Source organism: Oscillibacter ruminantium GH1, from assembly GCF_000307265.1.
GTDB classification, from domain to species: domain Bacteria; phylum Bacillota; class Clostridia; order Oscillospirales; family Oscillospiraceae; genus Oscillibacter; species Oscillibacter ruminantium.
Genome location: NZ_DF158897.1, coordinates 378,627 through 394,791, shown reverse-complemented (window position 1 = coordinate 394,791; position 16,165 = coordinate 378,627). Strand labels below are relative to the sequence as shown.

Below are 16,165 nucleotides of genomic sequence, written 5' to 3'. Positions count from 1 at the left end.
ACGAATGCTGGCGGCGGTGCTGACGCTGCTGCTGGCCATCACACTGGCCCTTCCTGTCTATGCCGAGGGCGTCGAGCCATCCCCGGAGCCGCCTTCGGTTCAGACCGAGGACCCCAGCGGCGAAACGCTGCCAGATAAAGGGCTGCCCGAAACGCCGCCGGATGCAGACTCGTCTGAAACGCCGCCGGATGAAGAACGGACCGAAACGCCCCCGGGACAAAATCAGCCATCCATTCTGGAACCGGACGCGAACAAACCCAGCGCCGCAGACCTGTGCTTTTCTCTGTCGGAGGAGCGGGCCGGACAGGGACAGGTTCTGATGGGTGTGCTGTCGGGAATAGACGATCTGCGGGATTTGCAGGCGCAGTCCGCGCTTCCCTACTACTCGTTAGACGGCGTTACTTATTTTCACCCCTGTGCGGAGAATCCGGAGATGGCGGAGAGCAGGGACTGGGTCAAGTTGGGCGGCGGAACTTTAAGCCGTACCTGCTTTGCACCTGAGGACGAACCGTACAAGAGCTTTTTGGACGGCACAATTGATCGGTTCTATGTGCGGCTTCATATTATGGGCGGGCCTTACGAGGGAGACACCGCCGCCGCCCTGCTGGAGCGAGCAGACGGAATGCCGCAGCCCCTGCCGGAGGGCTTTACCGTCTATCCGCTGCGCTATCCCGGCTCCATGCGGGTCAGCTTTCGCGGTCCAAATCAATACTGCGTTACCGTCAGACAGGGGGCCAGCGAAGCGGAGCTTCGGGCGCTTCTGCCCGAAACGCTGGAACTGGAGTCGCAGATCGACGCGTCTACCGGCTATCCGTTCCCAGTGGACGCAGTGCGCTGTGCGGTGACATGGGATTTGACGGAAATCCGCACGGATGCGCCGGGTGAAACGACCGCGGCGAATGCCGCCGTTTGTACGCCGCCGCCCTTTGCAACAGCCACCATCAATCAGAGCAGCTATACCTATACGCCAAAGCGGGTGGAAACAGCGCTCAATCTTGTCGTCACCGTGGTGGAGCAGACCGCCTCGCAGTTCCAGCTGGAACGGGAGGGACAGGGCCTTTGCTTCTCCATGACAAAGCCCAGCGGGGCTGAGGCCTATCAGGGGGAATACTCACTGGACGGCGGTGAAACCTGGCTGGCGGGAGAGAGGCTTGCTCTTGACGACGAGACGGTCAACCAAGCGCCAAAGCAGAAAACTTTTTCTGCACCCACCGGCTTTACCGAAGACCAATCCCCCATGAAAGAGCTTGCAGACGGAGTGTTGGAGGGCTTTTACGTGCGTATCCGGATCTTTGACGGCGCACTGGACGGCTATACACAGCCTGCCGTCTGGCCGGGCACGTATCAATATGTTCCCACGCCGGACGTGGATGACAACGGCGGCGGCGGCAACAAGGGCAACGCAGGCTCCAACAACAGCGGCGAAGACAGCGCCGGAAGCGGCGGTCAACGCCCCGGCCTTTCGGAAGAAACATCCCCGGCGGAGGAATCCCCGATTCCAGCTCCAGTTCCAACCCCAGATCCAGTTGTTCAGGAACCGGCGGCTCCCCCTCCCGCAGAGGTACCAGCGGTGGAACAAACGTCGCTTCGGGAGGAAAAACCGACCGCCCAAGCAGACTCCTCAGTGGAAAAGCACGCGGGGACAACGCCCGCGCCGTTGCCAGAGACGCTGGCCGCCTTGATAAAACCGGCAGAGCCTGCACCCATTCCGCCCGCGATGACAGACGGGACGCAGGAATCTGACGAGGAAGCGGCCCCGGCGGCCGCGGTCGTTCAAAGCGCCGAAGAAAAACCGGAGCGGGCAAGCGCCTCCATCACCCCGGCGGCGACCGTCGTTGCGGTGGTTTTGCTGGGAGGCGGCTCTGCTGCGGCAGTGAGCGCGGCCACTGCATCTGCCGCGTCCGCCGCAGGAACCTCCGCTGGCGCCGGAGGTCTTGCAAAGCTGCTGCGGGCGTTGCGCGGGCTGCTGCGCCGATAACGGCGGCGTTCCCCCAGCCGCGAGACGGCTCTGGCTGCGGCGGGAAAAATGAAATAACAAGCAAGGGAGCGGCGCGTTATAACGCGCCGCTTCCCTGATCGTTTTTAGTTCGCTCAGATCACAATCCGCACCGTAAAACGTCCGTCTCTTGCTTGGTAGGAGGAAAGCCCGCCGTACTTTTTGACGATGCTTTCCATACTGGAAATGCCCAAGCCGTGGCCGGGGCGATTGCTTCGGGGCAAACCGTTTTCCAGCCGCACCTCTCCCATATAGGGGTTTTCCACCAGCAACAGCAGTTTTCCATCCTCCAGCCGCGTCGTCAGATGCACCTCTTTTTCCGCGCCTACCCCTGTTTGTGCCGCTGCGGTGACGGCGTTTTCCAGCGCGTTGGACAGCAAGGTGCACAGCGCGGGAGTTCCGATGGGCAGGGAGTGCGGAATCTGCGCGTCGGCAAGCAGCCGAACGCCTGCTTCCGCCGCTTTAGCCATAAAGGAGAACAGCAGAAGGTTCGCCGCTTCATTTTGGCAGAAGCGCTCCGGTGTATCGCCGTCCAGCTCCGTTTGGATATCGTCCAGATAGCTGCGCAGCTGGTCTGTTTCTCCGTTATCCAAAAAGGCGCGGATGAGGGTGACGTGGTGACGCAGATCGTGGCGGTAGAAGGCGGCCCGTTCCTGCGCGGTGCGCAGCAGGGCAATATGCTCCTGCGTCTCCTGCATCTGCAAGCGCAGAGCGGTGGCCTCCCGGGTATCGTCGCAGAGCTTGCCGAGGCTGTGAAAGCTCACGCCCACATAGAGATAGAACAGTATTGTCAGCAGGTCAAGCCCCAGCGTGATGAGCAGCAAATCCGGGTCCAGCTTCCCCCGCTTCTGCCCCACGGGAGAAAAAAGCAGCGACATTCCCAGCAGCAGCGCAAAAATGGGAGTCAGGCAAATGAATTCGTACCGATAGGCCAGTACAATTTTATGAAAATCACGCCGAATGGCAATGCCTCCGGTCAGCAGCAGCCCAAATACCAGCAGATTCAAGAGCAAATACAGCATCGTAAAGCTGCCCCCGGCCCAAATGCGAAAAGCGGACAGAAGCGTACGGAGCATTTGATGGAACAAAAATGCCGTCAGCACCACGAAGAGATACCGGATTCCACCGACACTGGAAAACAGGCGGAACGCGATAAAGAGCAGCGGACTGACAAATAAAAAGCCGTAGGTTGTCAGGAAGACAAGTCCTCGCCATGCGAAAAGAAAGCCTGCCAAGGCGCACAGCGCCAGCGCAAGACCCAGCGAAATCACTGCCGTCCTTTTCTCCGGGAGACGCAGAGGCGTTAAAACAGCCACAAATAAGACCATTAAAAAAGTTTGCAGGACCACTGCCGCCAGCTCCCCAAGCTGCATACGTCATCCCTCCCTCTGTGAAAAAGTATAGCAAAGAAAGCTGGGAAGCGCGGGTATTTTGCCTCAATGGTAGCTGAAACGGCGCGAAATGCGGATTTGTTTGAAATAAAAGGCGGACAGCCGGGTTTATTGCCCGCTGTCCGCCTCTTTGTGCTCTTTAAAAAGGGGAAACTCCAGCCGAAAAGCGGTTCCCGCTCCCGGCTTTGAGGTTGCGGAAATCCTTCCGCCCAGTTCTTCTGCAATGGTGTTGACAATGTAAAGCCCCAGTCCGGTGCCAATCTCCTTGTTTCGCGCACCCACGTAAAAACGCCGGAAAATGAAGGGCAGTTCCTCCGGTGAAATGCCGCAGCCGGTGTCGGATACGGTGATGGTGATTGTGTCCTCTCCCAGTGCGGCGGAAAGGGTGATGCGCCCTTGAGCCGGCGTGGCCCGCAGGGCGTTGTAGATCAGGTTTTCAAAGAGAAGCTCCAGCTTTTCCGTCTGGGCCAGTATGCAGCCGTCTTCCGCCGGTTCCTCCACCACAAGGTGGACGCCTGCCACCTCCGCCTCCCCCCGGTGGGTGGCGTAAACATCCTGAAAGAGCGCGCGGATGGACACTTTTTCAAGGCTGCCCCGGATTTGATCCAGCGCATTCAGGGCAGAGAGCCCCTGCAGCCGCCGGGCCATCTCCCGCTGCTTGTCCTCCGCCAGAGCGAGATAGCGGGAAAGCTCGCTGTCCACGCCTATCCCGCCCTCCCGGATGGCGGCGATGAAGGACTGGGTGGCGAATACGGGGGCTTTCAAGTCGTGGGCCATGTCGGAGAAAAAGGCTTTGCGCTCTTCCAGCACCCGGCCCAGCGCCTCCGTGCGCTGTTCCACAAGCTGCTCCAAGCGCTGTGTCAGCGCCGCGTTTTCCAGCAGGATACGCCGGTTGCGCGCCGCCATCATCCCGCCGAACAGCGCCGCCAGTAAAAGACCGCACCACTCAAACTGCCAGAAAAAGCGGATAGGCTCAAAGCGGTTAGAGAAAAAGAGGTTGCACACCAGCCCCGCGCCGAACACGGCGCAGCCTGCCGCCGTCCAGCGGCGCTCCCAGCTTTGGCCCAAGCTGCCGCGCACGGTGAAATAAAGCGCGTAGGCAAATGTGACAACATAGTAGAAATTGGTGAAAAGCCCGTGGGCAATTGCGGCCCACGGTAAGATGGGAATCAGCAGACACAGCGCCAGAAGTATAGCGGGAAGCGCCAGCATGACCGCCCCCGCGCAGCGAATTGCGCCCCCGCGCTCCCCGCCGGAGGCGAGAGCGGTCAGGCGTACGACGCAGAAGCACAGGCCGTAGAGCGCCAGATTTTCCGCCAAGAACCAATAGGGTGCAACCGGCAGGTGAAACAGCTGCACAAAATACCACGACACATAGAGCGCGTAAAAACAGCACAGCAGCGCGAACCACCGGCTCATGGCTCCGCCCGACCGCCACAGCAGCAGGGTAAACAGAGCCAGCGCCAGCGGCACAAGAAACGCCAGCGCATAGGCAAGGCTCCGCGCGTTGCGGATGGACGAGAGCGTGTCGGGCGTACCCAGCGCGGGCGGGTAGTACATGCCGCTGTAATAGCCGAATCGGGAGACGGTTTCCACCGTTAAGACATGCTCGCCTTGGGACAGGGAAAAGACGATCTCTCCGTTTCCCTGCCCTCTGGCCAGGACCGTGCCGTCCAGCGAGACGGTGTAGTCGGAAAACAGCTCGGGAAACGCCGCCGCTACGGTGATGGGAGCGCCGGTGTAGCGCAGTTTTAGGGTATAGAAGGCCGTTCCGTGGGGGGAGATCAATGCGTTTCCCCGCTGGAGGTTGGAAAATTCCCCGATCCAAGTGGGCAGGTCTTCCGCGCGGTCGTTGCGCAGCAGCCACCCGTCGATGAGAAAGACCGCCCGGCTGCCAGCCAGATCGGCTTCCTTCAGCGCAAACACGCCGCCGCGGCCATAAGGCGGCGGCGTCTCATATTTATTATCCGCGAAAAAGAGCAGGACAAACAGGCCGCATAGCGCGGCGCACAGGGCCAAAAGGCTCCAAACTCCCTTTGTCCGCTTCACACTTCCGCTCCCTTCTTTTTCGGTCAAGTCTTTGTCTCCTCCGGCACGAAGAGGTAACCCTGCCCCCAGACCGTTTCCAGAAAATAGTGGCGGGAATACGCTTTTTCCAGCTTTCGCCGCAACCGGGACATGTGAACCTGCACCGTCTGTCCCCCATCCCACTGGCGGGAGCCCCAGACCGCATGATACAACTCCTCCGGCGTGTAGACCTTGGGCGTGTGTTCCGCCAGCAGCCAGAGAAGGTCGAATTCCGTGGGGGTCAAAATCAGTTCCTCCCCGTCAAGCGTCGCTTTGCGCCGGGAAAGATCCAAGAGCAGGGGCGCAAACGAAAGCTGTGTTCTGCCTGAACGGGCAAGCCGGATGCGGGTTTCCACCTTGGCCCAGAAAAGGTCTGCGGGGCTGTCCTTTGTGATGTAGTCCACGCCGCCGGAGGAAAAGCCCCGGACCTGACTGTCCGCATCGGTGCGGCAGCTCAAAAAAATCACCGGAGCGCCAATTTGCTCCCGCAGGCGCTGGCACAGGGAAAAGCCGTCCTCACCGGGAAGAGACACGTCCAGCAGCACGCAGTCAAAAAAGCTGGAGGCGGCGCGCTGGAGGGCTTCCGCGCCGGTTTGGGCCGTTTCCACCACGCAGCCCCGCTCCCGCAGATGCTCCGACCAGACGAAAAGATCGCCCGGTTCGTCATCCACCAGCAGAATGTGCCACAGCCCATCCGTTCGGACGGCTTTCGGTGCGGCTTCCGGCGCGGCGGCTGGGGTCGGTGCGGTTGGGCGGGGCTGAAACAGCATTTGCAGATACGCATCCTTCACGGCGGCGTACAGCGTGCGGGCGATGGGCACGGTGTGCCCCGTTTTGGTGACGGCCCCCTTGGCGGTGACAGACTGGAGTTGGCGGAGATTAATGAGATAAGAGCGGTGAACCTTTAAAAACTGAGGATGGGACAGCAGCTCTGCTTCAAAATCGGACAAGGACGCGTTCAGCTCCCGCACGCTGCCGTCGGCCAGATGGAAGGATACCGTCTTGTTCATAACCTCCACATACTCCAGCCGGGAAAAGGGGACGCGGAGAAGGCCCTCCCGGCCCTTGAGCAACAGGAATTCCTCCTCCTGCACGTTCAGTTCCGCGCGCACCTTGTCCAGCAGCGGAAAAAGTGTTTTGGCTGTGGCGGGTTTTAAAAGGTAGTGATACGCGCCCACCGCGTAGCTCTCCACCGCATATTCCGGCGAGGCGGTGAGAAACAGAATACGCACGGACTTGTCCAGCTCCCGCAGTTCCCGGGCGGCCTGAATACCGCCAAAGCCCGGCATCAGCACGTCCAGCAGGAGCAGATCGTATTCGCCGCCCTTCATGCCGTTCAAAAGATCCACAGCACTTTGAAAGGAGCAGACGGAGAGCTCTGCACCCCGGCTGATTTCATATTCCTGAAGCAGAGCGCAAAGCCGCTCCAGCTCCCGCGCTTCGTCGTCGCAGATGGCAAGACGCATAGTTCCCCCCCTTTCGCCATAAAAATTTATTTTTAGTATAGCATATGCCCGCCAAATTGAAAACCTTACGAAATGACAGTTCAGGCACTTTTAGCTACCGTTCGCGCAAAGGACGATCCAAACGCCCTCTTTTTTGTTATGCTCCTGTCAACGGAAAACCTCCGTGAGAACAATCAAACCCGGACAGAGAAGTTGAACAGAGAAAAGGAGAAATTAACATGAAGAAAAGAATGTTTGCCCTTGCACTGGCCGCTATGCTGGCCCTGTCTCTCGCCGCCTGCGGCGGAGACGCCCCCGCCTCGGAGCCTGCCTCCGCCTCCTCCAGCGTGACCGACGGTGGAGAGATCTCCGCCGAACAGACCGCCATGATTGACGATTACAACCTAATGGTAGACGATTACAACGCCGTTCTGGGGCAGCTGGAGCAGTCTGATGATCTCATGGCGATGGAAGAGGTTACGTCCATGGTGAATCAGGTGACGGATTCGATCAACAGCGTGACCGACATTTTAAATCAGGGCGGGCAGCTCAGCGACGAAAAGCTGGTGCAGCTGCAGCGGGTCATTGATGACAACCGGGAATTTACCGCCAATTTGCAGGCCATGGTTGACAACTATGCCGGTCAGACCGTGGTAAGTATCACCATGCAGCTGGGCAACGACACCGGCGCGGATTTGTACGGCGTGGCCATGTCCCCTTCCGGCGATGAGTCTTGGGGCGGCAATCTGCTGGTTGAGCCTCTGGCTAACGGCGAAGTTGGTTCTACCACGATGAATATCACCGCCGAAACCCTGACTTGGGACCTGCTGGCTGCGGACGCCGAGGGCAACACCATCGAATTCAGAGGCATTGACTTCACTGATGTCGACGTGAACACCGGAGCCGAGATTCTGCTGACCACCAATGAAAGCGGCGAGTACATCGCAGCCATTGCCTGATCAACCATGGGAAGCCCGTTGATTTTTAATAGGGAGGAAAATCTATGAAAACAATAAAGCGTATTGCATCAATCCTGCTGGCGGTTACTTTGGTGTTCGGGATGCTGACGGTTCCCGCAAGCGCCGCCGGTTCCACTTCGGCCCGGGAGACAAAGGCGCAGGCCCTTTCCGCGCTGGGCCTTTTCAAGGGTTATGACGACACCGGCACCAATTTCGGCCTCAACAACCGCGCCACCCGTGAACACGCCCTGCTTTTCCTGATCCGGATGCTGGGCGAGGAGTCCGCAGCCGCGGCGTGGACCGGTTCCCAGCCCTATACCGACGTGCCCAGCGGCAACTACTACTATTCTTACATCGGCTACGCCAAGGAAAAGGGCTACACCGTGGGCATCGGCAACAACAAGTTCGGCCTTGGCCGCTATGCCAACATGAAGGAAATGACCACCTTTGCCCTGCGTGGCCTTGGATATAGCGACGCCTCTGGCATTAAGGATTTCACCGTGTCCAACAGCCTGACCTTTGCTGTGAGCAAGGGAATTCTGGACTCCGACACGGCTATCTCCCCCTTCACCCGGGGCGAGGCGGTGGACATCATCTTCGGCTCCATCGGGGCAAATATCAAGAATCAGGACTATGACCTTTTGAGCAAGCTGATGAATAAAGGCTCCGTGACCCAGACGCAGTATGACAAGGCTATGGCCATTGTCGGCGGCACGGCCACGACTACTCCCACAACGACCGCCGCCTTGGCCGACGGAACTTACACCATGGGCTGCATGGCCAACGCCATCCGCGTTACCTCCGGCAAGCTGGAACTGCGCAACACCACGCCCAAGCAGGTCTTCACCGTTACCAACAAGACCGGATACGCCTATATTCAGGCGGAGGACGGCAAGTATCTCAGCCTTTCCAGCGTGAAAAACGGCGCACAGCTGGTCACCAGCTCCAGCGCCTATAAATGGGTGCTAGCCAAGCAGAGCGGCGGGGCCTATACCATTCGTCCCTATGCCAACACCAGCTATGTGGTCAACGCCTGCGAGGAAAAGAGCGCCAACGGCACAACAGTTATCATTTGGGCGCATAGCAACGCGCCCAAGAACACGCTGATTACCTTCACCGCCGCCACCGCCGGAAAGAGCGTTACCAGCGTGAAGCTGGACCAGACCACCGCCACGGTTCAGGTGGGCAAGACGCTGCAGCTGACCGGGACCATCACTCCCTCCACCGCCACTAACCAGAGCGTCACCTGGTCTTCCGGCAACAGCGCTGTGGCAACGGTAAACAGCAGCGGCGTGGTCACCGGCGTGAAGGCGGGTACGGCCACCATTACCGTTAAGACTGCGGACGGCGGCAAGACCGCTACCTGCAAGGTCACCGTTACCACCGCCGCCGCCGACCAGTACACCGACAAAAAGGTGAATCTTTATAACAGCACCAAGCAGGACGTGACGGACATCCGCATCTCCTCCACCCAGAACAAGGATTGGGGCAACAACCTGACCTCCGGCACGGTGAAGCCCGACGCCAGTGTTACCATCCTTGTCCCCGTGTCCAGCACGGATTATACCTACGATATCCTCATCACCTACAAGGACGGCAGCAGCGCCACCTTCTCCGGCTACAACTTCAAGAGCTTTACCTCCGGCGGCTCCCTGTACGCCTACATCGACAACGGTACGCCCATCCTCAGCACCACCAAGCCCTCCGCCGCAGTGGACACCACCGCAGCCAGTAAGGCTCTCACCGACCGCTACAACAAAGCGCTTATCCGCTACAATGCGCTGGTGGATGAGCTAAACAAGATTGCGGCGTTGAAAAACGACAGCTCCTTTGTCAGCAATATGAACAGCATCACCGCCAGCCTCGATAGCATGAGCAAGGTTCTCGGCGAGGGCACCGGCGTGTACACTGAGGCGCAGATCAAGGAGTACAACAGTGCGCTGGATGCGCTGGACAGTCTGATGAACGATCTGGACAAGGCCGTTGCAGCCGCCAAGGCGGAGGCCAGCAAGCCCACTTCCATCACGGTACCTGTCACCTTTGCGAACAACACCGGTGTGAACATTACCGCCATCTACTTCTCTCCCAGCAACTCCAATGACTGGGGTTCTTCTCTGGGTACCCTGGGTAAAGATCAGAGTGGTAGATTGAATCTGAACATCACCTCTGACACCTTGCAGTGGGATTTGAAGGTGAGTGACGGAACGACAGAGGTTACCTTCCAAGGCCTGAATTTCAGCGAAAACAGCACCTCCGGCATCACCATTACTCTGACCATGGATGCCAGCGGTCAGGTTTCTGCCGCGTGGTAATCGCTCCCCATACAGGCTGCATCCATTCAACATGCTTCCCCCGTCCGCCCCGTGCGGGCGGGGGAACTTTTAAAAACCCAAAAAGGAGTCAAGGGCTTATGAAAGAACGCGTTTTCGCCCTCCTGCTCTGCGCCGCGCTGGCGCTTTCCCTCACTGCCTGCGGCGACGAGGCGGAGCCGTCTTCCCCGCCGGATACCAAGAGCGCCAGACAGACGGATCTGATCCTGAGCAATCCCGACGGCGATACATGGACGGTGCTGGTCTATCTCTGCGGCACTGATCTGGAAACCTACGGCGGTTATGCCTCCATCAACGTGGTGGAGATGGCGGAGGCCGCCCAGTCGGAAAACGTGAACGTACTTATCCAGACCGGCGGCACGGAGGAATGGGCCATCGACGCCATCGACCCCTCGGAGCTTCAGCGCTGGCAGGTGGTTTCCGGGGATATTGAACTGGTGGACAGCCAGAGCCTTGCCAACATGGGCGAGGCGGAAACGCTGGGAGATTTCCTCCGGTGGGGCGCGGAGACCTATCCCGCCGACAAGTATATGGCATTGTTGTGGGACCACGGCGGCGGCAGCGTGGCCGGCATCGCGGTAGACGAGCTCTACGGCGGAGACATGCTGGATCTCAAGGAACTGGCGCAGGGCGTTTCCATGGCCGGGGTACAGTTTGAACTGGTGGGCTTTGATGCCTGCCTCATGTCCACCATGGAGACGGCGGCGGTGCTGACGCCTTACGCAAGGTACATGGTGGCCTCTCAGGAGCTGGAACCCGGGACCGGCTGGGACTACACCGACTGGCTGAGCTACGTTGCGGATAATTCCACCGCCGACGGGTTGGACGTGGGTAGCCGCATCTGCGACGGCTTTTACGCCAAGTGCGCGGCGGACGGAACAGAGAGCCTTGCAACCTTGGCGGTAACGGATCTTTCCAAACTTCCGACGCTGACTGCCGCCTTTGATGCGATGGCGGCGGAAATGAAGGGCTTTACCGCTGAAACAGATAAGCTCCAGCCGCTGACGCAGGCCATCGTGAAGGCGGAAAACTACGGCGGCAACAACGATTCTGAGGGCTACACCAACATGGTGGATTTGGGCGATCTGGTTCTTTGCGCCGAGGGTGTGCTCTCCGAAACGGGAGACGCGGTGCTTGCCGCCCTTGCGGACGCAGTCCCCTACGCCGTGGCTGGCGAGGGACGGCAGCGGGGCCACGGCCTTTCTGTCTATGTACCTCTTGCCATTGGTGAGGGAGAGCTGGACAGCTACGCCGCGCTGGCGGCTACCAGCGGCGAATACCTGCGCTTTTTAGAGGGATTGTATGACTGGACAGTTCCCAGCGGCGTGACGCTGACCCAGCCCGTCTATCCCACCGGGGCGGTGGTTCCCATCGAAGAGCAGACGGCGGTGGACGAAGTGGAAGCCGCGCAGGCGCTGGATTCCGGGGCTTTTACCGTGGACTTTACCACAGAACTCACGGACGATGGATCCGTCCTGCTGACCATGAACAGTGGCGCGGAAATTATCAGCACGGTTGCCTTCAACCTTTACTATCAGGACGACGAAAATGGGGAGCTGTGGTACTTGGGCAGCGACTTCGACGTGAATCAGGACGATATGGGAACCCGCTTCTGGGATAACTATCGCAACACTTGGACCATCATTAACGACTGCCTTTGCATGATGGTGGCGCTGAACTTTACCGATGAGTATATCCTTTACACCGTCCCCGTGCAGGTGAACGGCGAGGACACCAACCTGCGCCTGCTCTACCATATGGATAGCGGCGTGTACGAGGTCATCGGCACTTGGGACGGCGTGGACGCGCAGAGCGGTATGGCAAGCCGGGACGTGAGAAAGCTGCAGGACGGCGACACGGTGGACTTTGTGTTTGACGCCGCCGATCTGAATACCGGCGAGGACACTTCCTTTGTGGCCGAGGGCTTTACGGTTAGCGGCCCGATCATAGCGGAGGAAGCCGTTTTGTTCGACGGAACCTACTATTACGAATATGAGCTGACCGATCTTTTCGGCAACGTCTACACCAGCGACCTTGCCGTGCTCACCGTGGAAAACGGCGAAATGACGATTTCTATGTAAGGCCTGCTCTTTTAATTTAAAGGAGGAAAACCTATGCTGCCATTTATTATGACCGGCGCAATCCTCGTCATCCTTGTTTTGTGGTTCATCTCCACCCAGCGGGCGCTGGCCATGCTGGACGAGAACATCAACAACGCCATGAGCCAGATCGGCGTGCAGCTTTCCAGCCGGTGGGACGCGCTTTCCGCCCTGCTGGATTTGACAAAGGGCTATGCCGAACACGAATATAAAACCCTCTCCGAAACCATCAAGGCCCGCCGGCCCGTCACCGCCGACAGCTCGGCCAAAGACGCGGCGGAGCAGGAAAACCTGCTGATTGGGGCTATGAGCCGCATTATGGCGGTGGCCGAGCAATATCCCACGCTCAAGGCCGACGCAAGCTATCAAAAGACCATGGACAGCGTTAACCAGTACGAGGGAATGGTGCGCCAGAGCCGCCTGATCTACAACGACAGCGTCACCAAGCTCAACCGCCGCATTCGGATGTTTCCCACCTCTCTTGTGGCGGGAATGCTGGGTTTTGCCAAGCGGGACTATCTGGAGGCCAACGAGACTAAGGCGGATATGCCCAGCATGAAGTGACGGACATGGGAAAAAAACGCATTCCTGAGGCGCTTTTCGCGGCGGCTTTGTGCCTTGGCCTTACGGTTCCCGTCCTTGCCTCCAATCGCGTGACGGAAATTGCCGTGGACGTGACGCTGCGGCCCGACGGCTCCGCTTACGTTACCCAGACGTGGAGCGGCGATTTTGACGAGGGAACCGAGTGCTATTTCCCGGTGACGAATCTTGGGGACGTGACGCTGGAAAACTTGCAGGTCTTCGACGAAACCGGCTCCTACGCGCTGAAAGACCCGTGGGACACGGGTGCGTCCTTTGCGGAAAAGGCCCGCACCTGCGGGCTGAATCCCGTGGACGGCGGCTATGAGGTCTGCTGGGGCATTTCAGAATACGGCGAGAACCGCTATGCCGTGGAATATGAATTGGGCGGACTGGTGGGCGGCTACGACGATTTTGACGGCTTTAATTTCCAGTTCGTCCCAAGCAACATGAACACCGGCCCCACCGACGTAACGGTACGTATCCAAACGCAGGACGGCACGCCGCTGAACGGCGGCAATGCCGGAATCTGGGCCTTCGGCTTTAAGGGGCAAATCGGATTTCAGGACGGAGGCGTGCTGGCCTATACCGACGCTCCTCTCACCGAAGACAACAGCGTCATTGTGATGCTCCAGCTGAACAAGGGCGTGCTGACCCCCGCTAGAACGGTTCTCAGCTCCTTCGAGGACGTAAAAACCCGGGCCTTGGAGGGTAGCGACTACGGCTTGGATTCCGGCGAGGACGACGAGGGCGTCGGGTTTTTGCTGGTCGTGGGGCTAATCGTCATCGCGGCGGCGGTGGTGCTGGTTCGGCTGAAATCGCCCAAGCGCAAGCTGAAAAAGGTCTACAAAGGCGCGGATTATTGGCGGGAAGCCCCCATCGGCGGCAATCTGGAAGCGTCCTTCGTGCTGGCGGACCGCTTTTTCCAGACGGACGACGACGGCAACCTCATCGCCGCCACGTTGACCCGGCTGCTGGCGGACGGCTGTCTTGCCCCGGAAACGGAAATTGACACGGGATTTTTGGGCCGGGAGAAAAAAAGCGTCTCCTTGCGGCTGGTGAAGCCGCCAACGAAGGGCGTGGCCGCCATTCGACTCTACGAACTGCTGACACTGGCCGCCGGGAGCGATGGCGTGTTGCAGGAGCAGGAGCTGGAGCGCTACTGCAAAACCAACTACGCCGCCCTTTTGGATGTGGTGCAGGAGGCCAAACGGGACGGCGGCGAGACGCTTGCGGGGATCGGCTGCTACAAATCCCCGCTGAGCGTCAACGCCCTCCCCGGCCTCACCGACCGGGGGCGGACGCTCCTCTTGCAGCTCATGGGCTACAAAAAGTATCTGCTGGACTTCTCCCTGATTGCCGAGCGGGGGACAAACGAGGCCCTTGTCTGGCAGGACCGCCTGACCTACGCCGCGCTGCTGGGCATCGGCCAGCAGGCACTCAAGGAGCTTCGCAAGCTCTACCCCGGCGTGAACGCCCAAATGCAGACCGCCGAGCGTACCTACTACATGGCGTACCGTTATAACATGGTCACCTATCGGGCGGCGAAAAACGCCGAATCGTCGGCGCAGCGCAGTTCCGGCGGAGGCGGCTTCTCGTCTCTGGGCGGGGGCGGCGGCTTCTCCGGCGGCGGCAGCGGCGGCGGAACGCGATAATTCAAAAAGGAAGTGTTTTTATGGGTTTGTTTACAAAGAAGACCCCCTGCCCCATTTGCGGCGGAAAAATCTCCTGGTTTTTGCCCACAAAAATTGAGGGCGAGTACATCTGCGACAAATGCTCCAGCAAGCTAGACATGGAGCAGGAGATTCAAGACGGCCTGACCATGCAGGGCTTTCGGGAATATCTGGCTTTTTACGAGCAGAATCGGGCTTTGGCGGCCGGCTTTGTCCCGTCCCACAAGCTGGACTTTGGGTTTTTGGATGCCAAGGTCGTTTTTGACGCCGCCAACCGTCTCTTTTGCATGAGCGCCAAGCTGGACAAAACTATTTTCGAGGGGGCGCAGCTGAAATCTTTCACCATCAAGGAGGATGCAGCCCCCCTGTTCGCGGGCAGCGCCGACGGGCTTGTCCGCTATGCCAGCACCGTGCCGGAACGGCTCATGTCGCTGGCCCCGCAGATTCAAATGATGGCGGCGGCGAAACGGACCGCCGAGGCCATGGAGCGGATGCGCCGGGACGAAGACGACCACCGCCCCGCTTATCGTCCTCCCATGGACATTCCGGAGCCGTTCAAGCAGTTCAACGTGGAGCTGTGGATGGACCACCCCTATTGGAACGTCATCCGCTGCGACATGTCCGGCCCCATCTTCTCCAACGACTACCCGGACCCGGACAGCTACCTGCGGGAGTATCAGGAAAACGCCGGGGAAATGGAGCAGCTGGCTCTTGCGCTGATGGCGGTGGGTTTTCCCGGAGCGGGAGAGGTCTATGCCGAGCCGGGCATGTCCATGGGCACGTCCGCAGGCGCGGCGATTCCCCGTGCGGCGGCTCCCGACCGGGCGGCGGACGACATTTTGAAGTACAAAAGCCTGCTGGACGCGGGGGTCATCACCCAAGAGGAATTTGACCAGAAGAAAAAACAACTGCTGGGTATTTGAAGGGAGCAGATTGTATGGGACTGTTCGGAAAAAAGGATAAAACGCCCTGCCCTCTCTGCGGGGGCGAGGTCACGGGTCTGTTCAAAACCAAGATTGGCGGTAAACAGGAAATCTGCCGGGAGTGCGCCGACAAAATCTCCATGCAGAAGGAGCTGCTGAAAAACGCCGGAGTGGAATTTGTGCGCGAGCATCTGGCCTTTCGAGAGGAGCAGGCCAAGGTGTATGCCACCCTCCACTTCACCCATTCCTTCAACTTTGACAACTCCCTCACGGTGGAAGCGGACGAGCAAAACCGGCTGGTGGCCATTGGCGTGCGGGATTTCAACAGCTGGACGCACCCGCTGGTGTTCTCTTATGACGATTTGACGGGCTACGAGCTGTGGCTGCAAAAGAAAAAGCTGGACGACGACAAAACCTCCGGCGAAACCTTCGCCATGTCCGTCTCCTCCGCGCTGACCAAGCTGGTGAGCACCGGCTCGGGAAACGACACCCAGTTTTACACCCTCAAGCTGAAAACCGCCAACCAATACTGGCCGGAGATGGAGATTCTGATCTCCGTGCCGAAAGACCTGAAATACGAGGGCTATCAGAACAACATGGCAGGCATTGGGCAGATGCTCAAGTGCATCGTGCGCAAGGAGCCGTTTTCCATGCGGGTTTAAGCGGCGTATGATCTAACATTTAAGGAGGAAGCAAGCATAAA

Annotated in this window: 11 protein-coding genes; 8 read left to right on the top strand and 3 right to left on the bottom strand. The window is 59.1% G+C overall.

All coding sequences use genetic code 11. The features are described 5' to 3' along the window. Positions 1-4: 4 nt before the first annotated feature. Positions 5-1,978: a hypothetical protein gene (locus tag ON16_RS06430; RefSeq protein WP_040660450.1), complete on the top strand. Its 1,974-nt coding sequence runs from the start codon at positions 5-7 to the stop codon at positions 1,976-1,978. Between the two features lie 113 nt (positions 1,979-2,091). Here ON16_RS06430 and ON16_RS14970 read toward each other — a convergent pair whose 3' ends face one another. The 3 genes from ON16_RS14970 to ON16_RS14965 form a co-directional block, all read right to left on the bottom strand. Then, positions 2,092-3,369 (bottom strand): sensor histidine kinase, encoded by a 1,278-nt coding sequence (locus tag ON16_RS14970; RefSeq protein ID WP_051131583.1) that lies wholly within the window; start codon positions 3,367-3,369, stop codon positions 2,092-2,094. A 126-nt stretch (positions 3,370-3,495) separates the two neighbouring features. Then, entirely contained in the window at positions 3,496-5,463 is a 1,968-nt protein-coding gene (locus ON16_RS06420; protein ID WP_040660448.1) for a sensor histidine kinase, read from the bottom strand. Further along, positions 5,460-6,920, bottom strand: a complete 1,461-nt coding sequence (locus tag ON16_RS14965; RefSeq protein WP_051131582.1) for a response regulator — start codon at positions 6,918-6,920, stop codon at positions 5,460-5,462. The genes ON16_RS06420 and ON16_RS14965 overlap by 4 nt, the downstream gene beginning before the upstream one ends. A 218-nt stretch (positions 6,921-7,138) precedes the next feature. Between ON16_RS14965 and ON16_RS06410 the strand changes: the two genes are divergently transcribed. The 7 genes from ON16_RS06410 (at position 7,139) to ON16_RS06380 (ending at position 16,124) form a co-directional block, all read left to right on the top strand. Beyond that, positions 7,139-7,858: a hypothetical protein gene (locus ON16_RS06410; protein WP_040660446.1), complete on the top strand. Its 720-nt coding sequence runs from the start codon at positions 7,139-7,141 to the stop codon at positions 7,856-7,858. 44 nt (positions 7,859-7,902) lie between these two features. Next, a complete protein-coding gene (locus ON16_RS14960) occupies positions 7,903-10,170 on the top strand; it encodes an Ig-like domain-containing protein (protein WP_051131581.1) in 2,268 nt (755 codons plus the stop codon). A 98-nt stretch (positions 10,171-10,268) separates the two neighbouring features. Then, positions 10,269-12,269 carry a clostripain-related cysteine peptidase gene (locus tag ON16_RS06400; protein ID WP_040660444.1) on the top strand — a complete coding sequence of 667 codons (2,001 nt, stop codon included), beginning with the start codon at positions 10,269-10,271 and terminating at the stop codon, positions 12,267-12,269. 33 nt (positions 12,270-12,302) lie between these two features. Next, positions 12,303-12,851, top strand: coding sequence for a LemA family protein (locus tag ON16_RS06395; RefSeq protein ID WP_040660442.1), 549 nt, complete (start codon positions 12,303-12,305; stop codon positions 12,849-12,851). A gap of 5 nt (positions 12,852-12,856) precedes the next feature. Further along, positions 12,857-14,521, top strand: coding sequence for a DUF2207 domain-containing protein (locus ON16_RS06390; protein ID WP_040660997.1), 1,665 nt, complete (start codon positions 12,857-12,859; stop codon positions 14,519-14,521). A gap of 20 nt (positions 14,522-14,541) precedes the next feature. After that, entirely contained in the window at positions 14,542-15,462 is a 921-nt protein-coding gene (locus ON16_RS06385; RefSeq protein ID WP_040660441.1) for a DUF4428 domain-containing protein, read from the top strand. A 14-nt stretch (positions 15,463-15,476) separates the two neighbouring features. Beyond that, the gene (locus ON16_RS06380) at positions 15,477-16,124 is read left to right on the top strand and encodes a DUF4428 domain-containing protein (RefSeq protein ID WP_040660439.1); all 648 of its coding nucleotides are present in this window, start codon (positions 15,477-15,479) and stop codon (positions 16,122-16,124) included. Positions 16,125-16,165 lie beyond the last annotated feature (41 nt).

Bases quoted from the DNA above. Each gene is read 5' to 3' on its own strand.
- ON16_RS06380 (WP_040660439.1), top strand. From the start codon at position 15,477: ATGGGACTGTTCGGAAAAAAGGATAAAACGCCCTGCCCTCTCTGCGGG.
- ON16_RS14970 (WP_051131583.1), bottom strand. From the start codon at position 3,369: ATGCAGCTTGGGGAGCTGGCGGCAGTGGTCCTGCAAACTTTTTTAATG.
- ON16_RS06430 (WP_040660450.1), top strand. From the start codon at position 5: ATGCTGGCGGCGGTGCTGACGCTGCTGCTGGCCATCACACTGGCCCTT.
- ON16_RS06385 (WP_040660441.1), top strand. From the start codon at position 14,542: ATGGGTTTGTTTACAAAGAAGACCCCCTGCCCCATTTGCGGCGGAAAA.
- ON16_RS06400 (WP_040660444.1), top strand. From the start codon at position 10,269: ATGAAAGAACGCGTTTTCGCCCTCCTGCTCTGCGCCGCGCTGGCGCTT.
- ON16_RS06390 (WP_040660997.1), top strand. From the start codon at position 12,857: ATGGGAAAAAAACGCATTCCTGAGGCGCTTTTCGCGGCGGCTTTGTGC.
- ON16_RS14960 (WP_051131581.1), top strand. From the start codon at position 7,903: ATGAAAACAATAAAGCGTATTGCATCAATCCTGCTGGCGGTTACTTTG.
- ON16_RS06410 (WP_040660446.1), top strand. From the start codon at position 7,139: ATGAAGAAAAGAATGTTTGCCCTTGCACTGGCCGCTATGCTGGCCCTG.
- ON16_RS06395 (WP_040660442.1), top strand. From the start codon at position 12,303: ATGCTGCCATTTATTATGACCGGCGCAATCCTCGTCATCCTTGTTTTG.
- ON16_RS14965 (WP_051131582.1), bottom strand. From the start codon at position 6,920: ATGCGTCTTGCCATCTGCGACGACGAAGCGCGGGAGCTGGAGCGGCTT.